Here is a 20,525-nt window from a genome sequence, read left to right as displayed (position 1 = left end):
CCGTACGCGCGTACCCCCGCGGCGGTCCGTACGCGGGTACCTGATCAGGTATTCCTCCCCGTGTGCGGGGAGCCGGGGCCGGGCAGGCTGGGTGGCATGCTGCTGCCTGCCGGGAGCCGGTTCCCGGATCCCGACCCCCAGTACGCCGCGTACCCGCAGCAGCCGACCCGGGCCGGTCATCTGAGCGTCGAGTACGACCCCCGGCCCACGGCGGCCGGCGAGGCGCGCGCCGCGGTGCGGCGGCAGCTGGAGGAGTGGGGGCTCGCGGAGCAGGGCGAGGTCGCCTACGTGTGCGAACTGCTGGTCGGGGAGCTGGCCGCGAACGCCCTGTGCCATGCGGCGACCAGGTTCCGGCTCACGCTGGCGGCCTCGCACGGGGTGCTGCGCTGCGAGGTGGCCGACGAGGACCGCCGCCCGCCGCGGCTGCTGGAGGCGGGCCTCGCGGAGGGCGGCCGGGGGATGTACCTGGTGGATGCGCTTGCCCGGCGCTGGGGCTGCCACCAGGACGGGCCGGGCAAGACCGTGTGGTTCGAGCTCGGCACCTGCGGGTGCGACGGCTGCGGTCGGCGACAGCCGTAGCGCCGCACAGCCCGGGTCCCGGCGGCCCTGCCCGGCCGCCGGGACCACCCGCCGGTTACGGCAGGGCGTGCACGTGGGCGCCCACCGAGGACGACCACGCGTTCCCGGCCGCCGCGTCCCAGTTCGTCGACCAGGTCATCGCGCCCCGCAGGTCGGGGTAGGCCTTCGACGGCTTGAACGAGCCGCAGCTGGTGAGCTTGGTCAGGCAGTCGAGGGCGTTGTTGACGACGGTGGGCGATACGTAGCCGCTGCCCGCCGCGCTGGTCGACGCCGGCAGGCCGAGACCCACCTGGGACGGCGCCAGACCGCCCTGCAGCTGGATGCAGGCGAGCGCGGTCAGGAAGTCCACCGAGCCCTGGCTGTACACCTTGCCGTCGCAGCCCAGCATCGAACCGCTGTTGTAGTACTGCATGTTGACGACCGTGAGGATGTCCTTGATGTTCAGGGCCGTCTGGAAGTACCCGTTGGACGTCGACTGCATGTCGATCGTCTGCGGGGCCATGGTGATGATCAGCGAGGAGCCCGCCTTCGACGAGAGCGAGCGCAGCGCCTGGCTCATGTAGGTGGCGTTGATGCCGTTCTCCAGGTCGATGTCGACGCCGTCGAAGCCGTACGTCTGCATCAGCGAATACACGGAGTTGGCGAAGTTCGTCGCGGAGGCCGAGTCGCTCACCGAGATCGTGCCGTTCTGGCCGCCGATCGAGATGATGACCTTCTTGCCGGCCGCCTGCTTGGCCTTGATGTCGGCCTTGAACTGGTCGACCGTGTAGCCGCCGAGCCCGGAGGAGTCGAGGGTGAAGCTCACCGCGCCCGGTGTGCCGGTCGCGTCCGCGAAGGCGACGGCGATGATGTCGTACGAGGACGGCACGTCCGAGATCTTCTGGACGGTGGCGCCGTTGTTGAAGTTCTGCCAGTAGCCGGTCACCGCGTGCTTGGGCAGCGAGCCGCCGCCGTTGCCGCCGGACGCGGTCGTGGTCGCCGTCACCGCCGACGACTTGGCCGACTCACCCGCCGAGTTCGTCGCGCTGACCTGGAACGAGTACGACGTCGAGGCCGCGAGTCCGGTGACCGTCGCCGAGGCGCCGGAGACCGCCGAGACCTTGGTGCCGTTCTGGTAGACGTTGTAGCCGGTCGCGCCCGAGACCGCGCTCCAGGACAGCGACGCGGAGGACGACGTCGTACCCGAGACCGCGAGGCCGGTGGGGGTCGCCGGGACGGTCGGGGCCGGGTCGGAGCCGCCCCCGCCGTCGGGGCCGTAGACCGAGACGTCGTCGGCGTAGTAGGCGGGCTGGCCGTACCAGCCGTGCGTCCAGACCGTCACCGAGGTGGTCGAGGCGCCGGTGGTGAAGGTCGTCGACAGCTGCGTCCAGGTGGTGTTCGGGGTCCAGGTCGACACGTCCGTGGTGCCGGTGCCGGTCACCCCGAGGTAGGTGTAGGAGCCCTGCACCCACGCGCTGAGCGTGTAGGTCGAGTTGGCCTTCACCGCCACCGTCTGGCTGCACTGGGCGTAGTCCTGCCCGGCCGGGGTCGCCTTCAGGGCGGCGGCGCCGGAGTGCACGGGGGAGGAGACCGTCGTCCCGCTGCCCGCGGAACAGGTCCAGTTGGACAGGCCCGACTCGAAGCCGGGGTTCTTCACGTTGTTGACGTCGGCGGCGGAGGCCGGCGCGGAGGCCAGCCCCGCCATCGCGAGTGCCGTGGCGAGGGAGGCCACGGCCGACCAGATGCGGATGCGTCGCTGTCCGGCATGCCGGGACACGAGCCGGGGGATGAGTCTGGGCATGACAATCAAGGTGGTCCAGACCAATTCACGTGTCAATAGGTCCAGACCAAATTCAAAGGTCCGCGAGGCCCCCGCGGGACCGAACGAGCCCCGGTCATATGCACAACCTGTCCCGTTTTGAAGTCACTTGTGTGGTCACGGATCCCAGACAGCTGCACAAACGCTGTTCTCCGGTCACAGACGCGTGGTTACAGTGCTGAGGAAGTCACGCAATGAAGTCGTCCCGGCTCATTGGAGTTACACCGGTGGGCCGCCGGGTGTGAAGAGCGGGGAGCTGCGCGTGCCAACTGCCATTGCCGTGACCAGTGCCGACATGGCGCTGCCCGTCCAGGACGAGCGGACCGTGCCCGCGGTCGTCCTGAAGGACCTCGACCAGCGGCCCCTCGACCACACCCTCGCCGAGTTCGTGGCCCTCATCGAGCAGTACGGGCACGTGGTCGTCGTGTACTCGGACGCCGTGCCGGAGGCCGTCGTCCGGCGCCTGCACACCCTCCGCTCCCTCCTGGAGAGCGACCGCATCGCGCTGTTCCGGCCCGGCCTGCCGCCGCTCGGCATCGCCGTCCTGGCCCGGCAGCTGCGCCAGCTGGCCTCCTGCGACCTCAGCCCCGGCGTCCTCGCGTCGGCCGGCCGGCTGCTCACCCACTACATCCACTCCGGCGCCGTCCTCGGCTCCGTCGCCAAGCTGGACCGCGTCCCGGTCGGCCTCAAGGCGCACGCCAAGTCCTGGCTGCCCGGCACCCACTTCGGGGTCGTCGCCCACCCCGAGCCGCAACTGGTCCGGATCGCCCCCGAAGCCGTCCTGAGCGGCCCCGAGTTCAGCACGTGGATGCTGGTCGCCCGGGGACAGCTGCAGTCCGACTGGATCGGCGGCCTCGCCAAGGCCTGGGGCGCGTACGGCCTGCGCGAGACCCCGCTGCCCGCCGAGTCCGCCGTGTGGTGGGGCACCGGCCGGATGATCGAGTTCACCAGCTACCTCGCCGACCTGTCGGTCCTCTACCAACTGGTCACCTCGGTACGGCAGACCAGCTGTCACTGGTGCGGGATCGACGTCATCGGCGACCGCTGCGTCTTCTGCTCCGCCACCCCGCCCGACTACGACCCGCCGGCGCCCCGCGCGCTGGAACAGCGGACGCCCGCCTGACCCGTACCTCCCGCCATCGCTCGGTTCCCCCACTCCTTTCCGCTTCCCCGATGAGGTCGCACGGTCCATGAACTCCCGTCAGCGCCGCGGCGTGATACTCCTGATCCTGTCGGTGATCTGCGCGCTCGCCGCGTTCGCCGGCGTGCTCTCGGTCATCGACAACGCGAAGTCCGAGGTCGGCCCCAAGGTCACCGCGTACGAACTCCGGTCCGACGTCACGCCGTACACCGCGCTGAGCCCGAGCCAGTTCAAGAAGGTCTTGCTGCCCGAGCGCTGGCTGTCCGCCAACGCGGTCACCAGTCTCAGCCAGATCCAGGGCAAGATCGCGGTCACCACGCTGAAGAAGGGTTCGCTGCTCCAGACCGACATGATCGTCGACCAGCCCGAGCTGAAGCCGGGCGAGCAGGAGGTCGCCATCATGATCGACGCGGCCACCGGGGTGGCCGGCAAGATCACCCCGGGCTCGCGGGTCAACGTCTACGCCACCTTCGAGGGCAAGCGGCAGAGCGACCCCGACGAGTCGAAGATCATCGTGACCGACGCCCGGGTCCTGGACGTCGGCGCCCAGCTCAGCTACGTGGACCCGGACAACCGGAACGCGCAGCCCAGCGACGCCGTCCCCATCACCTTCGCGCTGTCCACGCTCGACGCCCAGCGCCTCACCTACGCGGAGTCCTTCGCCCAGCGGGTCCGGCTCGCCCTGGTCGCGCCCGGTACGACGACCACCGTGCCGGACAAGGACCGCACCTACGAACTCGCGACGGACAAGTGAGAGGCGCCCTCCATGCCCATCAGGATCCTCCCCGCCGTCGGTGACGCGGACGCCGTCCGCTCCCTGGTCTCCCTGCTCAGCCAGCTCCCGGACACCGAACCGCTGCCCCCCGTCGTCGACTCCACCCAGCTCGTCGACACCCTCGCCCGGTCCGCCGCCGAGTCCGTCGACGAACTCCCCGAGGTCGTCGTCGTCCACGAACGCATCGGACCCGTACCGGCGCTGGAACTGATCCGCGAGGTCGCCCTGCGCTTCCCCGCCGTGGGCGTCGTCCTGGTCACCACCGACACCAGCCCCGGCCTGTTCGCCGCCGCCATGGACTCCGGCGCCCGCGGCCTGGTCGGCCTCCCGCTGAGCTACGAGGAGCTGGCCGGCCGCGTCCAGGCCGTCGCCCAGTGGTCCACCGGCGTACGACGCCATCTCGGCCACGGCGCCGACGTCTTCGCCGGCGTCGGCGGCACCGTCGTCACCGTCAGCGGCGCGAAGGGCGGCACCGGCGCCACCCTCGTCGCGGTCCAGATCGCCCTCGCCGCGCAGGCCTCGGGGCACTCCACCGCCCTGGTCGACCTCGACCTGCAGACCGGGGACGTCGCCTCCTACCTGGACGTCCAGTTCCGCCGCTCGGTCGCCGACCTCGCCGCGGTGGGCGACATCTCCCCGCGGGTCATGGCCGAGGCCGTCTTCCGTCACGACTCCGGGCTCGCCCTGCTCCTCGCGCCCGCCGAGGGCGAACGCGGCGAGGAGGTCACCGACCGCGCCGCCCGGCAGATCCTCAGCGCCCTGCGCTCCCGTTACGAGGTGGTGGTCGTCGACTGCGGCGCCCAGCTCGGCGGGGCGGGCGCGGCGGCCGTGGAGACCGCCGACCTCGCCCTCCTGGTCACCACACCGGACGTGGTCGCCGTACGGGCCGCGAAACGGACGGTACGGATGTGGGACCGGCTGCAGATCCGCAAGGCCGAGGAGACGACGGTGGTCGTCAACCGGTACACGCGCGGTACGGAGATCCAGCCGGCGCTGATCGCCCGCATCACCGGGACCGCCCTGGCGGGGACGCCGATCCCCGCCAACTTCAAGGAACTTCAGGGCGCGGTGGACGCGGGCCGCATGCACGAACTGGACGCGCGGAGCACGGTGAAGCAGGCGATCTGGAGGCTGGCCGGGGAGCTGGGGCTGGTCAGGTCGGGGGAGGGGGCACCGCCGCCACGCCGGTCCGGCACCCGGGCCCGGGGCGGGGAGCGGGCGGCGGTGGGGTTCCGGCGCCGGAAGGAGCTGCCGTGAGACGCGGTCGGTCGGGTTCGGGGCCGTCGGGTCGTCGGCCGGGTGCGGCCCGGTGGGGGTTGCTCGCGCGGTTCCCCGCGCCCCTGAAGGGGCGCTCACGGTGGCGCCCGGCTTTCAGGGGCGCGGGGAACCGCGCGACCAGCCACGACGGCGCCGCACCCGGCCGACGACCCGGCGCCCCCTTCCTCCGCGACCGCGGACAGGTCTCCATCGAACTCCTCGGCATGACCCCGGTCATCATCCTCACCCTCGTGCTCATGTGGCAGGCGGTCCTGGTCGGCTACGCGTTCACCCTCGCGGGCAACGCCGCCGACGAGGGCGTACGGGCGGGCACCGCCGTCCCCCGCGGGGAACGCTTCGGCGTCTGCGAGCGCGCCGCGCTGGAGGACCTCTCCGGCGCCTGGCGGGACGGCGCCACGGTGGACCACTGCGGCGGCACCGGCACGGTGACCGCGGACGTCTCCCTGCGCGTCCCGGTCCTCTTCCCCGGCTCCATCGACTTCCCCGTCACCGTGCACGGCCACGCCGGCACGGTCGAGGAGGTGAAGAACTGACATGCACCCCGGTCACCCCCGTCACCCACGTCCTCCCCGCCGGCGGTCCCGCGACCGCGGCCAGGTCGCCGTCGAGTACCTCGGCTTCCTCCCGATCCTCCTGATCGTCGGCCTGGCCGGCATCCAGCTCGGCGCCGTCGCCTACGCCGCCGAGCAGGCCGGTACCGCGGCGCGGGCGGGGGCACGCGCCGCCTCGCTGCGGCAGGACGCCGGCGCCGCCTGCTCGTCCGCCGTCAGCAGCGGGATCGACGTGAGCTGCGCGACCTCCGGCGGCGGCGACTCGGTCACCGTCACCGCCACGGTCCACATCCCGAAGATCGTCTGGGACCTCGGCAACGCCACCAAGTCCGCCACGATGCCCGTCGACCACTGAACGAGGAGCACGGCAACCATGAGCCTGCGGGCACGCATCAACTCCCCCGAGGAGCAAGGCAGCCGGGGCGAGGACGGCCACCTGGTCTCCTCCTACCGCGCCAAGCTCCTGGAGGAGATCGACCTCGCCGAGATGAGCGCGCTGGCCGCCGCCGAGCGCCGGGCCCGGCTCGAACGCGTCCTCGGCCACATCATCAGCCGCGAAGGCCCGGTCCTGTCGACCGTCGAACGCTCCCAGCTGATCCGCCGCGTCGTCGACGAGGCCCTCGGCCTCGGCATCCTGGAACCGCTCCTCGAAGACGCCTCGATCACGGAGATCATGGTGAACGGGCCGGACGCGATCTTCGTCGAACGCGGCGGCCGCGTCGAGCAGCTGCCGCTCCGCTTCGTCTCTGCGGACCAGCTGATGCAGACCATCGAACGCATCGTCTCCACGGTCAACCGCCGCGTCGACGAGTCGAACCCGATGGTCGACGCCCGCCTCCCCTCCGGCGAACGCGTCAACGTCATCATCCCGCCGCTCTCCCTGACCGGCCCCACCCTCACCATCCGCCGCTTCCCGCGCTCCTTCACCCTCCAGGAGCTGATCGGCTTCGGCTCGCTCGACGAGCACATGGTGTTCCTGCTGGCGGGCCTGGTGCAGGCGAAGTTCAACATCATCGTCTCCGGCGCCACCGGCACCGGGAAGACCACCCTCCTCAACGCCCTGTCCGGCCTGATCCCGGCCCACGAACGCATCATCACCATCGAGGACTCCGCCGAACTCCAGCTCCAGCAGACCCACGTGGTCCGCCTGGAGTCCCGCCCGGCGAACGTCGAGGGAAAGGGCCAGGTCACCATCCGCGACCTGGTCCGCAACTCCCTGCGGATGCGCCCCGACCGGATCGTGGTCGGCGAGGTCCGCGGCGGCGAGGCCCTGGACATGCTCCAGGCCATGTCCACCGGCCACGACGGCTCGCTCGCCACCGTCCACGCCAACAGCGCCGAGGACGCCCTCACCCGGCTGCAGACGCTGTCCTCCATGTCGGACGTCGAGGTCCCCTTCGTCGCCCTGCACGACCAGATCAACAGCGCCGTGGAGGTCATCGTCCAGCTGACCCGGTTCGCCGACGGCGCCCGCCGGATCACCGAGATCGCGATGCTCGACAGCCACGGCAGCGAGCCGTACCGGCTGGCGACCGTGGCCCGCTTCGACGCCCAGCCCATGACCCACGACGGGCGGGTCTTCGGCGCCTTCCAGTACTTCCCGCTCCCGCGCCGCACCGCCGACCGCCTCTACATGGCGAGCCAGCCCATCCCGCAGGCCTTCGGCGTGGCCCAGCACCTCGACCAGCTCACCACCCGAGAAGCCCGGTAGGCGGCCCATGTCCCTCCACGACCTCGTCACCCTCACCACCGGCATCACCCTGCTGGCCTGCCTGCTGGCCGTGGTGGGCCTGCACACCTACGCCTCCGGGCGGGCCCAGCGCGCCGCCCTGGTGGACCGTCTCTCCTACACCGGCCAGGCCCCGCTCACCGGCCGCCGGCGCCGGTTCCGCAACCTGGACCGCCGCCTGCGCGGCACGTCACTCGGCCGCCGCCTGGAACTCCGGCTGGCGGCGACGGGCCTGGACGTGACGCCCGGCGAGTTCCTCGTCTACCTGCTCGCCGCCGTCGTGGCCCTCTGGCTCGTCGGCCAGGCCGCCCTCGCCCCCTTCTTCGGCCCGATCGCCGGCCTGCTCGGCGTCTTCGCCGCCGTCCAGTTCCTCAACTGGCAACGGCAGAAGCGCATCGAGCGGTTCATCGGCCAGCTCCCCGAACTGGCCCGCATCCTGGCCAACGCCACCCACGCCGGTCTCGCCCTGCGCACCGCGATCGGCATGGCCGCGGAGGAGCTGGAGGCCCCGGCCGGCGAGGAACTCGGCAAGGTCGCCGACCAGCTGGCGATCGGGCATTCCATGGACGACGCGCTCGGCGAGCTGGCCGACCGGCTCCCCTCCCGCGAACTGGTCGTCCTCGTCACCACGCTGGTCCTCTCCAACCGGGCCGGCGGCCAGGTCGTCTCCGCGCTGCGCAACCTCACCGAGACCCTGGAGGAGCGCAAGGAGACCCGCCGCGAGATCCGCACCCAGCTCTCCCAGGTCACGATGACGTCGTACGCCGTCCCGGTCCTCGGCGTCGGCGCCCTGTTCCTGATGAACGGGGTCAAGGACGGCACCCTGGCACGCATGACGGGCACCGGCCTCGGCCAGGCGGCCGTGGTCGTCGCCTTCGGGCTGTACGTCATCGGGTTCGTCCTCATCCGCCGCCTGAGCCGCATCGACGTCTAGGCACTCGACGTATAGGTAGAGGTGGTACGTCACATGGCACTCCTCCTGGCCCTCCTCGTGGCCCTCGCCGTCTACGGCGCCTTCGCGGGCGTCCGCATGTACCGTGCGGACGCCAAGCTCCCCTCCGACCTGGCCATCGCCCTGGAGGTGGGCGCCACCCGCACCGGCGCCGCCAACTCCCTCATCGACCGCATGGGCATGCGGTACGCGCCCGCCGTGCTGCGCCTGATGGGCCCGCGCCAGGTGGCCAAGTACCGCCGCAGGATCGACCTGGCGGGCAACCCCGGCGGCCTGACCATCGACCGCTACGCGGCCCGCCGCGCCGTCTACGGCGCCCTGGGCGGCACCGGCTTCCTGGTCTTCCTCCTCCGCGGCCAGTGGCTGGTGGCGGTCCTGCTCCTCCTCTTCGGCGCGTTCTGGACGGAGGTCGGCATCTGGTCGGCGATCCGCCTGCGCAAGGACGTCATCGAACGCACCCTCCCGGACTTCCTCGACGTCCTCGCCGTGGTGGTCGGCGCCGGCCTCGGCTTCCGGCAGGCCCTGGACCGGGTGGCCACGCACTACGAGGGCCCCTGGGCCGACGAACTGCGCATCACCCTCCGCCAGATGGACCTCGGCATGAGCCGCCGCCAGGCCTTCGCGGAACTGCGCCGGCGCAACGACTCCGAACAGGTGGCGATGTTCGTGACCGCACTCCAGCAGGGCGAGGAACTGGGCGCGCCGATCGTCGACACCCTGGTCGCGCTGGCCAAGGACATGCGCCGCACCGACGCCCAGAACGCCCGCCGCAAGGCGGCCCGCGCGGTACCGAGGGCCACCCTCATGATCACCACGTTCATGGTCCCGGCGACGATGCTGCTCCTGGTCGCGGGTCTGCTGCTCGGCTCCGGGGTCGACTTCGGTTCGGTCACGGGTAAGTAGGGGGAAGCAGGCGGAGGTGACGACCGTGGCGACCAGCGAGGACGAGGAGAAGACCGCGCCCCGCGCGACCGGAGCGGACGGCGCGACCGCCGGTGTGGGCGTGGACGGCGTGGCCGTCGGTGTGGGTGGGGACGGCGTGGCCGTCGGTGTGGGTGGGGACGGCGAGACCGCCGGTGTGGGTGGGGACGGCGAGACCGCCGGTGTGGGCGTGGACGGCGTGGCCGTCGGTGTGGCCGGGGACGGCGCGAAGGTGGAGGTCCGTGCCCTCCAGGCGCTGTGCCGCCAGGTCTTCGGCCTCCGCCTGGCGATGATCGCCGTGGCGACCCCCGCCGCCCTCCTCAACGCCAGCCCCGGCCTGGGCGCCCGCCTGGTCGGCTCGGCCGTGGTCGTCACGTTCATGGTCTCCTACGTCCTCTTCCGGGACTGGCAGCGCTTCGGCCCCCTCCTCCTGCGCCACCCCACCCTCCTGGCCGCCGACACCCTCTTCGGCTCGCTCCTCCTGATCTCGGCGGGTCCCGACACCACCCTCGCGTACGTCAGTGTCTGCACCCCCCTGCTCGCCGGCCTCCTCTACAGCTGGCGCGGAGCGGCGGTCTTCGCCTGCCTCCAGTCGCTGATCCTCCTGGTGGCCCAGGAAGCGCTGCGGCACCACTCCGCACCGGCCGAGTCCCTCCTCCTCCCCGGCCTCTGCGTCATCACCGGTGCGATGGGCTCGACCCTGCGCAACCTGATGCTCCGCTTCGGCGCCGCCACCGAGGCCCTGACCGAGACCCGGGCCCGCCTGGCCGCGGCGGAGGCGACGAGTGCGGAACGCGCCCGGCTGGCCCGCGAGATGCACGACTCGGTGACCAAGACGCTCTACGGCGTGGCGCTGGTCGCCGACGGCCTCGCGTCGTCGGCCGCCGTCCCCCCGGACCGCCTGGACCCGGCCCTGATCAGGGAGCAGGCGGACCTGCTGGCCAGGGCGGCCCGCCGGGCGGCGGCGGAGTCACGCGAACTCCTGACGGACCTGCGCGGCGGCCCAGAGGCCGACGTACTGTCCCAACTGGAGTCACTGACCACCGGCTTCACCGCGCGTACGGCCCTTCCCGCCCGGTACGACGGCCCCGCCGCCCCGGTCCCGCTCCCGCCCCCCACCGCCCGCCAGCTGCTGGGCATCGCGGCCGAAGCCCTGGAGAACGCGCACCGCCACGCACACGCGACGAGAGTCGACGTACGGGCCACCACCACCCCCACCCACCTGGTGGTGACGATCCACGACGACGGCCGGGGCCTGCCCGCCGACACGTCCCTCGATGGCCTGCGCCGCACCGGCCACTTCGGCCTGCTCGGCATGACGGAACGGGCGGCGGCGGTGGGCGCCCGCATCCAACTGACCACCGGCAAGGGCACGGAGGTCCGAGTGGAGGTGCCACTGCCATGACCGACGCGACAAGAGCACTGCGCGTCCTGGTGGCCGACGACAACCCGGTGATCCGCGCGGGCCTGACGGCCGTCCTCTCGGCGGCGGACGACCTCACGGTGGTGGCGGAGGCCGAGGACGGCCGAGCGGCCTACGAGGCGGCCCTGCGGCACCGCCCCGACGTCATCCTCCTGGACGTCCGCATGCCCGGCGTGGACGGCATCGCGGCCCTGCCCCACCTGGCCCGCGTCGCCCCGGTCATGATGCTGACGTACAGCGACGAGACGGCCCTCGTGCAGGAGGCGGTCCGGCTGGGCGCCGGGGGCTACCTGGTCCACGGCGAGTTCACGACCCAGCAGCTGACCGAGGCGGTACGGGACGTGGGCCGGGGCCGCCCGCACTTCACACCGACGGCGACGAACGCATTGCTGGCACACGTCAGAGGGAACGCAACTGCACACGCCGGACCGGAAACAGGCGCTCCCCGTAGGGAATTTACCCACCAGCACCTTTCGCGATTGCAACCATCCATGGGACAGTCATCCCAGTCCCGGTTTCAACTGAGCGGCAGGGAGGCGGAGATCATGGACCTCATCGCGTCCGGCATGAACAACCAGCAGATCGCCGCCGTCTGCTTCATCAGCGAGAAGACGGTCAAGAACCACATCAACCGCATCTTCGCCAAACTCCACACCACCACCCGCGCCCAGGCGACGGCCAAGTGGCTGGGGGTGGCCTGAGATGAACCGGGTGAACTGGGTCCGGATTTGGGTCCCCGGACCCTCCGCCACCGGGTATGTTCCGCCCTACGCTGCCAGGATCGGAACCGAACCCGGAGGGGAGCACCATGAGCAACCTGATGCTGCGGATGCTTGTCGCAATGCAGCGCCGTGCCGACGACCGGGGCCAGACCGCGGTCGAGTACCTGGGGATCATCGCGGTGGTGGTGGCGATCGTGCTGGCGGTTACCGGTACCAGCATCGGCCAGACGATCCTCACCAAGATCACTGCGGAGATCAACAAGATCACGTGATACGTGTTCGTCGTTACGGCGACTCGGGGCAGGCCTTCCCTATCTACATCACGGTAGTGGGAGGCCTGCTCTTTCTCGCGCTCGCGTACCTGGCGGTGGGGCAGGCCGCAGTGAATCGTAACGGGGCACAGACCGCAGCCGACGCGGCGGCTCTCGCCGCGGCCATGAACACTCGAGACGAGCTCGCGGACCTGTGGGTGCAGGACGTGCGTGACCCGACCAAGTGGCTGGACATTTTCCAGGGCCACGTGGACGTCGCGGACTCCTGCTGGCGTGCCGACCAACTCGCGGCCCAGAACGACGCGACGGCACGTTGCGCGTCGGACCCGCCGTTGGCTTACGAGGTCGATGCCGTGCCGAACAAGACCGTGGGCGACTCGGTCGTGCCCGGCACCGAGAACCTGAAGTCGACGGGGCACGCCAGGGCCGTGATCGATTCGCTCTGCACATTCTCACCTGCCGGTGATGACGGCGCCCTGCCCGAGCTCACCTGCAAGGGCGGGCGGATCTGGAGGCTGGACCCCGCCGATCTCTCCGATCTCCCGGGACCCGAGGACCTCTTCGACGTCCACCTGGCCGACTGACAAGCGAATCGACGAGTGAAGAAGGAAGCGGTGCGATGAGCATTCGGTTCACTGCGATGGCTCGCAGGGGGGCGGTCGCGTTGCTGGTCACGGCTGGCCTGGCAGTTGCAACCGGCTGCGGCAGCGGGGGCGACGACAAGGCGGACAAGCCCCAGGCGTCGGCCTCCGCCTCCAAGGGCGGCGGATCGAACCCGAGTGCTCAGGAAGGCCAGTCCGAGACGCCGTTGGCCGAACTCAAGGGAACGGACGGCCTGCTCCTGCAGATCACCTCCGTCCAGCGGGACTCGGGCGGCTTCGTCACCGTCAACGGGGACATCAAGAACGACGGTGCCAACTCGGTCGTGATCCCCGCCCAGGTCAGCGGCGACGAAACGGAGATCACCAAACACGGCTTCTCGCTCGGCGGGGCCACCTTGGTGGACTCCAAGGGCAAGAAGCGCTACTACGTTCTCCGCGACACGGACGGGCGGCCACTCACCAGCACCGGCATCACGAACGTGGACGCCGGCCAGACCGTCCCCGTCTTCATGCAGTTCCCCGCCCCACCGGCCGACACCACCGAGGTCACCCTCCAACTCCCCACCTTCTCCAGCGGCACGATCAAGATCTCCGGGTGAGGCCGCAGTGACCACTCCACGCCTCCCCCTGACGCTGGGCGCCGCGGCGCTCCTGCTCGCCACGAATCTCTGCGGCGCGACGGCCGCCCGCGCCGACGGCGGCGACCCGAGCACCCCGCCGGGCACGGAACCCTCCGCTTCCGCCCCCGTGAAGATCGACCCGACCGATCCCGACCTGAAGCTCCCCGAGGGCGCCACCCTGGCCGAGCCCAAGGTCCTGGACATCAAGTCGGTCGTGGAGGACCAGAGCGGTGACGAACGGCGCGAGGACACCAACGCGGACGTGACGTTCGCCCTCCAGGCCGAGGTGCTGTTCAGCAAGGACAGCGCGAAGCTGAGCGAGGCGGCGAAGGCGCGGATCGGGGCGATCGCGGACGAGATCAGGAAGCAGAACCCGACCCAGGTCCGGGTCTTCGGCTTCACCGACAACCTGGGCACCTCGGCCCACGGAGACGTCCTCTCCCGCCAGCGCGCCAACGCCGTACAGAGCGTCCTCGACCAGGACCTGAACGACCCGAACATCACCTTCGACGTCCGCGGCTACGGCGAGCAGTATCCGATCGCCGACAACTCGACCGAGGAGGGGCGGAAGAAGAACCGCCGGGTGGAGGTCACGTTCCCGCGGACGGAGAGCTGAGCGCCACCTCGACCGTCACCCGCGCGCCCGCCCGCACCCCCCACCCGGCCATGGCCCCCGCCTCCGCCTCCAGCACATGCCGGGAGCGGAAGCGAGGCCGGCCGAGCCGGCCCGGCGGCATCGTCCGCACGGCGACGACGTTCAGCCGGCGGTCCAGGTAGGCGACGTCGATCGCCATCCGCATCCGGAAGGTGTGGATCCCGCTGGCGGGCGAGAGCAGGATCGCGCCGTCCAGGCCGTCGCGCCCCAACAGTCCTCTGGTGCGGGCGCGATACGACGTGGCGATCTCCAGGGGAACGGCGGCCACCGGGTCCCCGTCCTCGTCCCCGTCCCCGTGCACGAGCAACGTTCCCCGGCCGTCCCGCCAGCGCCCCACACCCCACCCCTTTCATGGCTGCACCGCAGGTGTGCGCACCGACCGTATCCACAACGCGGGCGGCAGGTCCTGGCCGAAGCCCGAATACGTGTCACCGGAGCACGCGGAGATCGTTGAGCGGGACGAGAGACCGCTGGCCCCGCCTGGAACTGGAGCCCCCCGGTGAACCCCCTGCCCGGCACGAGGAACGCACATGGCTGACCGGCTGAAGATCGACGGCACCGAACTGGACAGGTTCTTCAAGGAACTGAAGAGGGCGCAGGAGTCGTTCACCGCCCTGCAGGAGGCGTTGCGCGGTGCGGGTGCCGCCGGCCTCGGTACGGACGGCCTGGACAAGGCCTGCGACCGCTTCCAGGAGGAGTGGCGCTACGGGGCGAAGGAGATCGCCGAGCAGATCGGCGAGCTCACGGACATCACGAAGAAGGCTAAGGACGACTTCCACGAGGTGGACGTCGCCCTGGAGAAGGCGCTGGAGAAGGCGCGGAACGGGGGCGGGGGCACATGACGGTCGCCGGCCCCTACCCCCATCTCGGCTTCGACCCGGCGCCCGGCAGTACCGACCTGGTGCGGGACGTCCATCACAGGCTGTCCGACTGCGCCAGGGAGATGGAGAAGGCGCACGCCAAGGTCACCAGGCTGATGAACGGCAGCTACTGGGAGGGCGACGCGGCCGTCGCCTTCCGTGCGCAACTGGAGGGCGGCCCGCTGCCGCTCAACCTCAGGAACGGCGCCCGCTCCGTCGCCAAGGCGGCCGGGCAACTCGACCTCTGGGCCGGGGAACTGGAGGAGTTCCAGCGGCGCGCGAGGAAGCTCGACGGCGAGGCCGCGGAGGCGCGCGAGGCCTTGCGGCGGGCCCGGGGGCACGCGGCCCAGCACACGGCGCGGGAAGACCTGGACGATGTGCTGAAGCGTGCCCGCACTCTCGCCGGCGAGCACGAGGAGACCGCGCGCAGGCGGGCCCGGCACATCGGCGACGCCACGCACAGGCTGGCGCCGCACGAGCCGAGCGCGTGGGACGAGTTCACCGACTGGCTGGGCGACAACCTCCCCGACGTCCTCAGCGCGTGCGCCGCCGTGCTGGGCGTCATCGCACTGCTGGGCCTCACGGCCGTCGCCCCCTGGATGCTGTTCCTGGCCGCGGGCCTGCTCAGCGGAGCGGCCTTCGGCCTGCGCGTCAGCGACCCCGAAGTCCTCTCGTCCCTGAAGGACGGCTTCACCAAGGGCGAACTGGACATCGACTTCTGGAGCAACCTGCTGGGCGTGGCGGGCGACTTCCTGGGGATGCTGCCGGGGTTGGGGGCGGTGGCCAAGGGGGCCATGAAGGCCCCCGAACTGCTGGCCGCCACCGCGGGACCGGCCGGTGAGGCCGAAGGCGTGTTGACCCTCGGGCAGAGGATCGCCAAGGCCAGAGTCAGGGCGGGGACCTCGATCAGGACAGTGGGCGTCTCGATCCGGACGGAGGCCGCGGCGGCCGAGGGAGCGGTCAGCCTGCTGTCGCATCCCCGCGTGCTCGGCGGAAGGCTGGCGCCGATCGTCGAGAAAGTCGACAGGCCAGCGACCATCCTGGGGGCCGGCACGGCCGTGTACGGCGTGGCGAGCAGCCTTGCCGGTGCCTTGGACAACGGCACGGCCAAGACGGTCACCAACTTTCTCGACGGACCGAGAACCCTGGGCGTCGACGTTCCGGCGACAGCAGGTGCGCTCCACTTCCTGCTCCGTGGCGCGGGAGAAGCATCGTGAGCGGTGCCGCCTACACGATCGACGACTCGGCCCGGAGCGAGGACGCCGATGTCTGGTTCGCGCTGCCCTCGGGCTTCGTACCCCTTCCGCTCCACGAGTTGGGGGAGGCGTGTGATGCGGCACAGACGGACGGTCCGCTGGTCGGCCTCGGTCCGGTGCTCCGACTGGCCCAACTGCTCTTGGAGGCCGGGGTGATGCGCTGCTGCCTCGGTCTTCACACGGACGACGAGGGAGACGGCGGACTGTTGCTGTCTCTCTTCACGCTCGCCCGACGGGACACCGGCTGGGCCCCGCGCAGTGTCCTCGCGGGCCGGGCGGCCGTCGGTGTGGAGAGTGCCGAGCACATCGAAATGCTGGACCTGCCCTGCGGTCCGGCCTCGCTCGTCCAGACACGTCTGAAGGTGCCGCCGGAACTGGGACTCGGTGCTCCGAGCGGACTGCTCCAGGTCACGGCATACGTACCGTGCCTCGACGGCCGAGGCATCGCGATGCTCTCACTGGCCACAACGGCGGTCGACCACGCCCGGCACTACCGCGGTCTGCTCAGGGACATCGCCGCCACGGTCGGTTTCGAAAACCCGCTTCCGGAAGTGTCCGACGATGCGACTGACAAGGACTGACATGCCGCCCGTGCATCACCCCGTAGCCTGGGACGATCCCGCGACCCGCCGCGCCTGGGCCAAGCTGGTCACCTGCGCGCTCTTGGGCCAGATCCTGTGGCCCGCCGCGTGGCTGGGGCTGCTGGCCTGGTACGTCACCACGTCGACGACCTGGACGCTGTGGTTCTTCTTCGCTCCTCTGCTCTACGCGTTCTACCGGGCGTTTCTCCAGCCGTCCTACATCTCCTGGGCTTTCCGCACGCGGCGACTGCTGCGCGCCTACCCCTGGCAGGTGTTCGAGGAGCCGGAAAACGGGATCGGAAGGGTACCGGGAGCCACCGCCGGGGACGTCTGGCTGAGCTTCCCCGACCCGGAGCGCCATGACGAGAAGCTGCCGATGATCCTGAAGGTGCACATTCGGTCCATGTGGTGGAGACGGCGCCTCGGACGTGGCTACGCCACCGAGAGGACCCAGCAGATCAGGGAGGTGTGGTTCGCCGGAGACCCCCGCTTCGCCGCCGTCATCGCGGCCCCCGGCCCCCGTCGCCTCCACGTGCTCCAGCCGCGCCCCATGAACAAGCGAGGAGTGGCCGACCCCCAGGGCGCAGGCCCGGCCGCACTCGCACGCGCCCGCCGTGCCGGAGCACGACTGCCGGACGCGGACGCGGACTCGGTGAGCGGGTGAACGATCGGGTGGCTGATGGAGTTGTCGGGGCTCCACCCCCGGGTAATACCACCCCCATGACATCACTCGGTGCAGTCTTCCGCCCCCAGCTTCCCCCCGAGCGGTTGCGGGACGTGGTTCGTGTCGCTGAGGGGGTGGGGCTCGAGGAGTTGTGGTTGTGGGAGGACTGTTTCCGGGAGGGTGGGATCTCCGCGGCGGCGGCCGCGCTCGCGTGGTCGGAGCGGGTGCGGGTCGGGGTCGGGCTGTTGCCGGTGCCGTTGCGGAACGTCGCCGTCACCGCGATGGAGGTCGCCGCGCTGCACCGGATGTTCCCGGGGCGCGCGATCGTCGGCGTCGGCCACGGCGTGCAGGACTGGATGGGCCAGGTCGGCGCCCGCGCGGACTCCCCGCTGACCCTGCTGCGCGAGCATCTGGACGCCCTGCGCGCGCTGCTGCGCGGGGAGCGGGTCACGGTGGGCGGGCGGTACGTCCGGCTCGACGACGTCGCGCTCGACTGGCCGCCCGCCGGCCCCGCCGAGATCCTCGCCGGCGCCGAGGGTCCCCGTACCCTCCGGCTGTCCGGTGCCGCCGCCGACGGGACCGTGCTCACCTCCGCCACCTCACCCGACGGGGTGCGCCGGGCCGTGCGGCTCATCGAGGAGGGGCGGCTGGCCGCGGGGCGCGGGGCGGAGGAGCCGCACCGGGTCGTGGTGTACCTGCTGACCGCCACCGGGGCCGACGGTCCCGCCCGACTCCGTGCCGAACTCGTCGCGGACGGGCTGGAGTCCGTCCCCGGCCTCGGTGTGGCCGGCGACGCGGACGCCGTCGCCAAGGCCGTGCGGCGGCTCCTGGAGGCCGGTGCCGACACCGTCGTCCTCCAGCCGACGGCGGACGAGCCCGATCCCGAGGGCTTCGTACGGTTCACCGCGGAGGAGGTCCGGCCGCTGGTGCCGTAGCGGCCTGCCGGAGCAGGCCGCCCGGCGTTGTCAGTGGCGGGTGCCACACTCGCCGGTATGACGACCAACGACGTTCGGCTGCGGCCCGTACAGGACGACGACCTCGAACTGTTCCTCGCGTACGAGCACGACCCGGAGGCCGTCCGGCGGTCGAGGTTCACGCCCCGGCCGCGGGAGGCCTTCCTCCGGCACTGGAGAGAGCGGGTGCTCGGGGATCCGAGCGGCCTGGTGCGGACCGTCGTCGCGGACGGGGAGGTCGCGGGGAACATCGTCGCCTGGTGGGAGGGCGAGCGCCGGTTCACCGGGTACTGGCTCGGGCGGGCCTACTGGGGGAGAGGTATCGGCAGCCGCGCCCTCGCCCTCTTCCTCCGGGAGGAGCCGGTACGGCCGCTGTTCGCCGACCCGTTCGCCGGGAACACCGCCTCCGTACGGCTCCTGGAGAAGAGCGGCTTCGTGCCGTACGAGGGCGCCGAGCACCCCGTGGACGAGGGGTTCGTGCTGCTGGTCCTGCGCGACCGTGCCGCGGGGGCTCCCTGACCGCCCGCGCGGCACGCTGCCGGTGGTTCAGGTGCGCGGACGGTCCCCCGTCGCCCCGTCGATCAGCTCCCGCACGATGTCCATGTGCCCGGCGTGCCGCGCCGTCTCCTCGATCATGTGGACGAGGACCCAGCGGAGCGAGACCTCGTGGTCCCGCCAGTCCGGGCGGCCCGGCGCGTCCAGCGGGCGTCCGCTGATCACCGCGTCGGAGGCGGCGCGGGCGCGGCCGTAGAAGTCGATGATCTGCCGGGTGGTCTCACCGGGGCCGACGGACAGGTCGTCGTCGGTGTAGGGGTCGAACCACAGCGGCTCGACCTCGGCGCCGAAGGCCGCGACGAACCAGCCGTACTCCACCGAAGCCAGATGCTTCACCAGCCCCAGCAGGTTCGTGCCCGACGGCGTCATCGGGCGCCGCAGTTGCTCGTCGTCCAGGCCCTGCAGTTTCCACAGGACCGCGTCCCGGTGCCGGTCCAGGCTCGCGTGCAGGATTTCCTTCTCACCGGCCGTGTACGTGTCGTCAGTCGTCATGGCCGGTGAAATTAGCAGCGGGGACCGACAGTCCGCTGCGATGCTGCGGGCATGGCAGAACAGCTGACGCACCGCACCTTCGAGGACCTCGTCGCAGAGGGCGCCGCCGTGCCGACCGAGGGGTGGGACTTCTCCTGGTTCGAAGGGCGGGCCACCGAGGCGCGGCCGTCCTGGGGGTACGCCCGTTCGGCCGGCGAGCGGCTGGCGCGCGCCACCGCGGCGCTCGACATCCAGACCGGCGGCGGCGAGGTGTTCGACTTCGCCCTCGGCACGGCCGCCCCCGGCCGGCCCGGGCTGCTCGCCGCCACCGAGGGCTGGCCGCCGAACGTCCCGAAGGCGAGCGCGCTGCTGGGCGCCCGCGGTGTGGTGGTCGTGGCCTCTCCCGAGGACGCCCCGCTGCCGTTCGCCGACGAGACCTTCGACCTGGTGCTCAGCAGGCATCCGGTGCAGGCCCACTGGGCCGAGATCGCGCGGGTGCTGCGGCCGGGCGGCACGTACTTCGCGCAGCACGTCGGGCCGGCCAGCGTCTTCGAACTCGTCGAGTTCTTCCTCGGCCCGCAGCCGGAGGCCGTCCGCGGCGGCCGCCACCCGGGCACCGAGCGCGCCGCGGCGGAGGCGGCCGGGCTCGAGGTGGTCGGGCTGCGGGCGGAGCGGCTGCGGATGGAGTTCCACGACATCGCGGCCGTCGTGCACTTCCTGCGGAAGGTCGTGTGGCTGGTCCCGGGCTTCACGGTCGAGGCCTACCAGCCCCAACTCCGCGCCCTGCACCGCCGGATCGAGACGGAGGGACGCTTCGTGGCGCACAGCTCCCGGCACCTCTTCGACGTCCGCAGACCGGCGCTCCGGACCTGATCCACCGGCCTTGGAATGCCAGGCGGCGAAGAATGGCCAAGAACCGCCGCCCGGGGTTCCGGACACCCGCCCGGCGGGGCGGAAGGCGGAGCGATCAAGATGGGGCACTACGGGGCGTTGATCACAAATGTGGCCAAGTGGTGCTCCACATCCTGGTTCTGTACATGAGTGAAGAGTGGGTCTCTCTGTTCACCTCTCATTTTCACAGTGTTCTCACATCGTTACCCCTTTCGCTTCGTGTCACCCGATCGGCTCACGTAAGTTCAGACCAAGGCAATTCGCGTGAGCAAAGCT

The 20,525-nt window shown here is 71.3% G+C and carries 25 protein-coding genes; 22 read left to right on the top strand and 3 right to left on the bottom strand.

Annotated features, from left to right (window positions below; genetic code table 11):
- The first annotated feature begins 96 nt into the window (after positions 1 to 96).
- Positions 97 to 579 carry an ATP-binding protein gene (locus BLW82_RS15540; protein ID WP_256215810.1) on the top strand — a complete coding sequence of 161 codons (483 nt, stop codon included), beginning with the start codon at positions 97 to 99 and terminating at the stop codon, positions 577 to 579.
- Positions 580 to 634: 55 nt separating this feature from the next.
- Here BLW82_RS15540 and BLW82_RS15535 read toward each other — a convergent pair whose 3' ends face one another.
- The gene (locus BLW82_RS15535; protein ID WP_093499370.1) at positions 635 to 2,359 is read right to left on the bottom strand and encodes a chitinase; all 1,725 of its coding nucleotides are present in this window, start codon (positions 2,357 to 2,359) and stop codon (positions 635 to 637) included.
- 259 nt (positions 2,360 to 2,618) lie between these two features.
- Here BLW82_RS15535 and BLW82_RS15530 point away from each other — a divergent pair, with 259 nt between their 5' ends.
- The 14 genes from BLW82_RS15530 (at position 2,619) to BLW82_RS15465 (ending at position 13,979) form a co-directional block, all read left to right on the top strand.
- Positions 2,619 to 3,500, top strand: coding sequence for a hypothetical protein (locus BLW82_RS15530; protein WP_093499369.1), 882 nt, complete (start codon positions 2,619 to 2,621; stop codon positions 3,498 to 3,500).
- A 67-nt stretch (positions 3,501 to 3,567) separates the two neighbouring features.
- Positions 3,568 to 4,272: a Flp pilus assembly protein CpaB gene (cpaB, locus tag BLW82_RS15525; protein WP_093499368.1), complete on the top strand. Its 705-nt coding sequence runs from the start codon at positions 3,568 to 3,570 to the stop codon at positions 4,270 to 4,272.
- Between the two features lie 12 nt (positions 4,273 to 4,284).
- Positions 4,285 to 5,550, top strand: coding sequence for a CpaE/TadZ family protein (locus BLW82_RS15520; protein WP_093499367.1), 1,266 nt, complete (start codon positions 4,285 to 4,287; stop codon positions 5,548 to 5,550).
- A gap of 224 nt (positions 5,551 to 5,774) precedes the next feature.
- Positions 5,775 to 6,104 (top strand): septum formation initiator, encoded by a 330-nt coding sequence (locus tag BLW82_RS15515; protein ID WP_093499366.1) that lies wholly within the window; start codon positions 5,775 to 5,777, stop codon positions 6,102 to 6,104.
- Between the two features lies 1 nt (position 6,105).
- Entirely contained in the window at positions 6,106 to 6,477 is a 372-nt protein-coding gene (locus BLW82_RS15510; protein WP_093499365.1) for a TadE/TadG family type IV pilus assembly protein, read from the top strand.
- 18 nt (positions 6,478 to 6,495) lie between these two features.
- Positions 6,496 to 7,833: a TadA family conjugal transfer-associated ATPase gene (locus tag BLW82_RS15505; RefSeq protein WP_093499364.1), complete on the top strand. Its 1,338-nt coding sequence runs from the start codon at positions 6,496 to 6,498 to the stop codon at positions 7,831 to 7,833.
- Between the two features lie 7 nt (positions 7,834 to 7,840).
- Positions 7,841 to 8,785 carry a type II secretion system F family protein gene (locus BLW82_RS15500; RefSeq protein WP_093499363.1) on the top strand — a complete coding sequence of 315 codons (945 nt, stop codon included), beginning with the start codon at positions 7,841 to 7,843 and terminating at the stop codon, positions 8,783 to 8,785.
- Between the two features lie 33 nt (positions 8,786 to 8,818).
- Complete coding sequence (locus tag BLW82_RS15495) at positions 8,819 to 9,706, top strand: DUF5936 domain-containing protein (protein WP_093499362.1); 888 nt, start codon at positions 8,819 to 8,821, stop codon at positions 9,704 to 9,706.
- Between the two features lie 100 nt (positions 9,707 to 9,806).
- Positions 9,807 to 11,129, top strand: coding sequence for a sensor histidine kinase (locus tag BLW82_RS15490; RefSeq protein WP_371131494.1), 1,323 nt, complete (start codon positions 9,807 to 9,809; stop codon positions 11,127 to 11,129).
- A complete protein-coding gene (locus BLW82_RS15485; RefSeq protein ID WP_093499361.1) occupies positions 11,126 to 11,848 on the top strand; it encodes a response regulator in 723 nt (240 codons plus the stop codon). Before BLW82_RS15490 ends, BLW82_RS15485 begins: the two co-directional genes overlap by 4 nt.
- A 107-nt stretch (positions 11,849 to 11,955) precedes the next feature.
- The gene (locus tag BLW82_RS15480) at positions 11,956 to 12,141 is read left to right on the top strand and encodes a hypothetical protein (RefSeq protein ID WP_093499360.1); all 186 of its coding nucleotides are present in this window, start codon (positions 11,956 to 11,958) and stop codon (positions 12,139 to 12,141) included.
- On the top strand, positions 12,141 to 12,725 hold the full coding sequence (locus tag BLW82_RS15475) for a pilus assembly protein TadG-related protein (RefSeq protein WP_177233295.1): 585 nt from the start codon (positions 12,141 to 12,143) through the stop codon (positions 12,723 to 12,725). Before BLW82_RS15480 ends, BLW82_RS15475 begins: the two co-directional genes overlap by 1 nt.
- A 35-nt stretch (positions 12,726 to 12,760) precedes the next feature.
- The gene (locus BLW82_RS15470) at positions 12,761 to 13,342 is read left to right on the top strand and encodes a hypothetical protein (RefSeq protein ID WP_093499358.1); all 582 of its coding nucleotides are present in this window, start codon (positions 12,761 to 12,763) and stop codon (positions 13,340 to 13,342) included.
- 7 nt (positions 13,343 to 13,349) lie between these two features.
- Positions 13,350 to 13,979 (top strand): OmpA family protein, encoded by a 630-nt coding sequence (locus tag BLW82_RS15465; protein ID WP_093499357.1) that lies wholly within the window; start codon positions 13,350 to 13,352, stop codon positions 13,977 to 13,979.
- On the opposite strand, the gene BLW82_RS15460 is transcribed toward BLW82_RS15465, so the two are convergent.
- Positions 13,954 to 14,355, bottom strand: coding sequence for a DUF192 domain-containing protein (locus tag BLW82_RS15460; RefSeq protein ID WP_093499356.1), 402 nt, complete (start codon positions 14,353 to 14,355; stop codon positions 13,954 to 13,956). The two genes, BLW82_RS15465 and BLW82_RS15460, sit on opposite strands and share 26 nt — an antisense overlap.
- A gap of 193 nt (positions 14,356 to 14,548) precedes the next feature.
- On the opposite strand from BLW82_RS15460, the gene BLW82_RS15455 reads away from it, so the two are divergent.
- Genes BLW82_RS15455 through BLW82_RS15430 form a run of 6 tightly spaced genes read left to right on the top strand, consistent with a single transcriptional unit; the run spans position 14,549 to position 18,851 of the window.
- Positions 14,549 to 14,860: a hypothetical protein gene (locus tag BLW82_RS15455; RefSeq protein ID WP_093499355.1), complete on the top strand. Its 312-nt coding sequence runs from the start codon at positions 14,549 to 14,551 to the stop codon at positions 14,858 to 14,860.
- Positions 14,857 to 16,095 (top strand): hypothetical protein, encoded by a 1,239-nt coding sequence (locus tag BLW82_RS15450; RefSeq protein ID WP_093499354.1) that lies wholly within the window; start codon positions 14,857 to 14,859, stop codon positions 16,093 to 16,095. Before BLW82_RS15455 ends, BLW82_RS15450 begins: the two co-directional genes overlap by 4 nt.
- Complete coding sequence (locus BLW82_RS15445; RefSeq protein ID WP_093499353.1) at positions 16,092 to 16,715, top strand: hypothetical protein; 624 nt, start codon at positions 16,092 to 16,094, stop codon at positions 16,713 to 16,715. The genes BLW82_RS15450 and BLW82_RS15445 overlap by 4 nt, the downstream gene beginning before the upstream one ends.
- 10 nt (positions 16,716 to 16,725) lie before the next feature.
- Entirely contained in the window at positions 16,726 to 17,379 is a 654-nt protein-coding gene (locus BLW82_RS15440) for a hypothetical protein (RefSeq protein WP_177232957.1), read from the top strand.
- A 56-nt stretch (positions 17,380 to 17,435) separates the two neighbouring features.
- Positions 17,436 to 18,314: an LLM class flavin-dependent oxidoreductase gene (locus BLW82_RS15435; protein ID WP_093499352.1), complete on the top strand. Its 879-nt coding sequence runs from the start codon at positions 17,436 to 17,438 to the stop codon at positions 18,312 to 18,314.
- A gap of 57 nt (positions 18,315 to 18,371) precedes the next feature.
- Positions 18,372 to 18,851 (top strand): GNAT family N-acetyltransferase, encoded by a 480-nt coding sequence (locus tag BLW82_RS15430; RefSeq protein ID WP_093508059.1) that lies wholly within the window; start codon positions 18,372 to 18,374, stop codon positions 18,849 to 18,851.
- Between the two features lie 27 nt (positions 18,852 to 18,878).
- Here BLW82_RS15430 and BLW82_RS15425 read toward each other — a convergent pair whose 3' ends face one another.
- Positions 18,879 to 19,379 carry a DinB family protein gene (locus BLW82_RS15425; RefSeq protein ID WP_093499351.1) on the bottom strand — a complete coding sequence of 167 codons (501 nt, stop codon included), beginning with the start codon at positions 19,377 to 19,379 and terminating at the stop codon, positions 18,879 to 18,881.
- 51 nt (positions 19,380 to 19,430) lie between these two features.
- Here BLW82_RS15425 and BLW82_RS15420 point away from each other — a divergent pair, with 51 nt between their 5' ends.
- Positions 19,431 to 20,231 (top strand): class I SAM-dependent methyltransferase, encoded by an 801-nt coding sequence (locus BLW82_RS15420; protein WP_093499350.1) that lies wholly within the window; start codon positions 19,431 to 19,433, stop codon positions 20,229 to 20,231.
- The last annotated feature ends 294 nt before the right edge of the window (positions 20,232 to 20,525 follow it).

It is taken from the genome of Streptomyces sp. Ag109_O5-10 (genome assembly GCF_900105755.1).
In the GTDB taxonomy this organism is placed as follows: Bacteria; Actinomycetota; Actinomycetes; order Streptomycetales; family Streptomycetaceae; genus Streptomyces.
This window is presented reverse-complemented; position numbering and strand designations above follow the sequence as displayed.

Bases quoted from the DNA above. Each gene is read 5' to 3' on its own strand.
- BLW82_RS15540 (WP_256215810.1), top strand. From the start codon at position 97: ATGCTGCTGCCTGCCGGGAGCCGGTTCCCGGATCCCGACCCCCAGTAC.
- BLW82_RS15535 (WP_093499370.1), bottom strand. From the start codon at position 2,359: ATGCCCAGACTCATCCCCCGGCTCGTGTCCCGGCATGCCGGACAGCGA.
- cpaB (WP_093499368.1), top strand. From the start codon at position 3,568: ATGAACTCCCGTCAGCGCCGCGGCGTGATACTCCTGATCCTGTCGGTG.
- BLW82_RS15520 (WP_093499367.1), top strand. From the start codon at position 4,285: ATGCCCATCAGGATCCTCCCCGCCGTCGGTGACGCGGACGCCGTCCGC.
- BLW82_RS15515 (WP_093499366.1), top strand. From the start codon at position 5,775: ATGACCCCGGTCATCATCCTCACCCTCGTGCTCATGTGGCAGGCGGTC.
- BLW82_RS15510 (WP_093499365.1), top strand. From the start codon at position 6,106: ATGCACCCCGGTCACCCCCGTCACCCACGTCCTCCCCGCCGGCGGTCC.
- BLW82_RS15505 (WP_093499364.1), top strand. From the start codon at position 6,496: ATGAGCCTGCGGGCACGCATCAACTCCCCCGAGGAGCAAGGCAGCCGG.
- BLW82_RS15500 (WP_093499363.1), top strand. From the start codon at position 7,841: ATGTCCCTCCACGACCTCGTCACCCTCACCACCGGCATCACCCTGCTG.
- BLW82_RS15495 (WP_093499362.1), top strand. From the start codon at position 8,819: ATGGCACTCCTCCTGGCCCTCCTCGTGGCCCTCGCCGTCTACGGCGCC.
- BLW82_RS15485 (WP_093499361.1), top strand. From the start codon at position 11,126: ATGACCGACGCGACAAGAGCACTGCGCGTCCTGGTGGCCGACGACAAC.
- BLW82_RS15480 (WP_093499360.1), top strand. From the start codon at position 11,956: ATGAGCAACCTGATGCTGCGGATGCTTGTCGCAATGCAGCGCCGTGCC.
- BLW82_RS15470 (WP_093499358.1), top strand. From the start codon at position 12,761: ATGAGCATTCGGTTCACTGCGATGGCTCGCAGGGGGGCGGTCGCGTTG.
- BLW82_RS15455 (WP_093499355.1), top strand. From the start codon at position 14,549: ATGGCTGACCGGCTGAAGATCGACGGCACCGAACTGGACAGGTTCTTC.
- BLW82_RS15450 (WP_093499354.1), top strand. From the start codon at position 14,857: ATGACGGTCGCCGGCCCCTACCCCCATCTCGGCTTCGACCCGGCGCCC.
- BLW82_RS15435 (WP_093499352.1), top strand. From the start codon at position 17,436: ATGACATCACTCGGTGCAGTCTTCCGCCCCCAGCTTCCCCCCGAGCGG.
- BLW82_RS15430 (WP_093508059.1), top strand. From the start codon at position 18,372: ATGACGACCAACGACGTTCGGCTGCGGCCCGTACAGGACGACGACCTC.
- BLW82_RS15425 (WP_093499351.1), bottom strand. From the start codon at position 19,379: ATGACGACTGACGACACGTACACGGCCGGTGAGAAGGAAATCCTGCAC.
- BLW82_RS15420 (WP_093499350.1), top strand. From the start codon at position 19,431: ATGGCAGAACAGCTGACGCACCGCACCTTCGAGGACCTCGTCGCAGAG.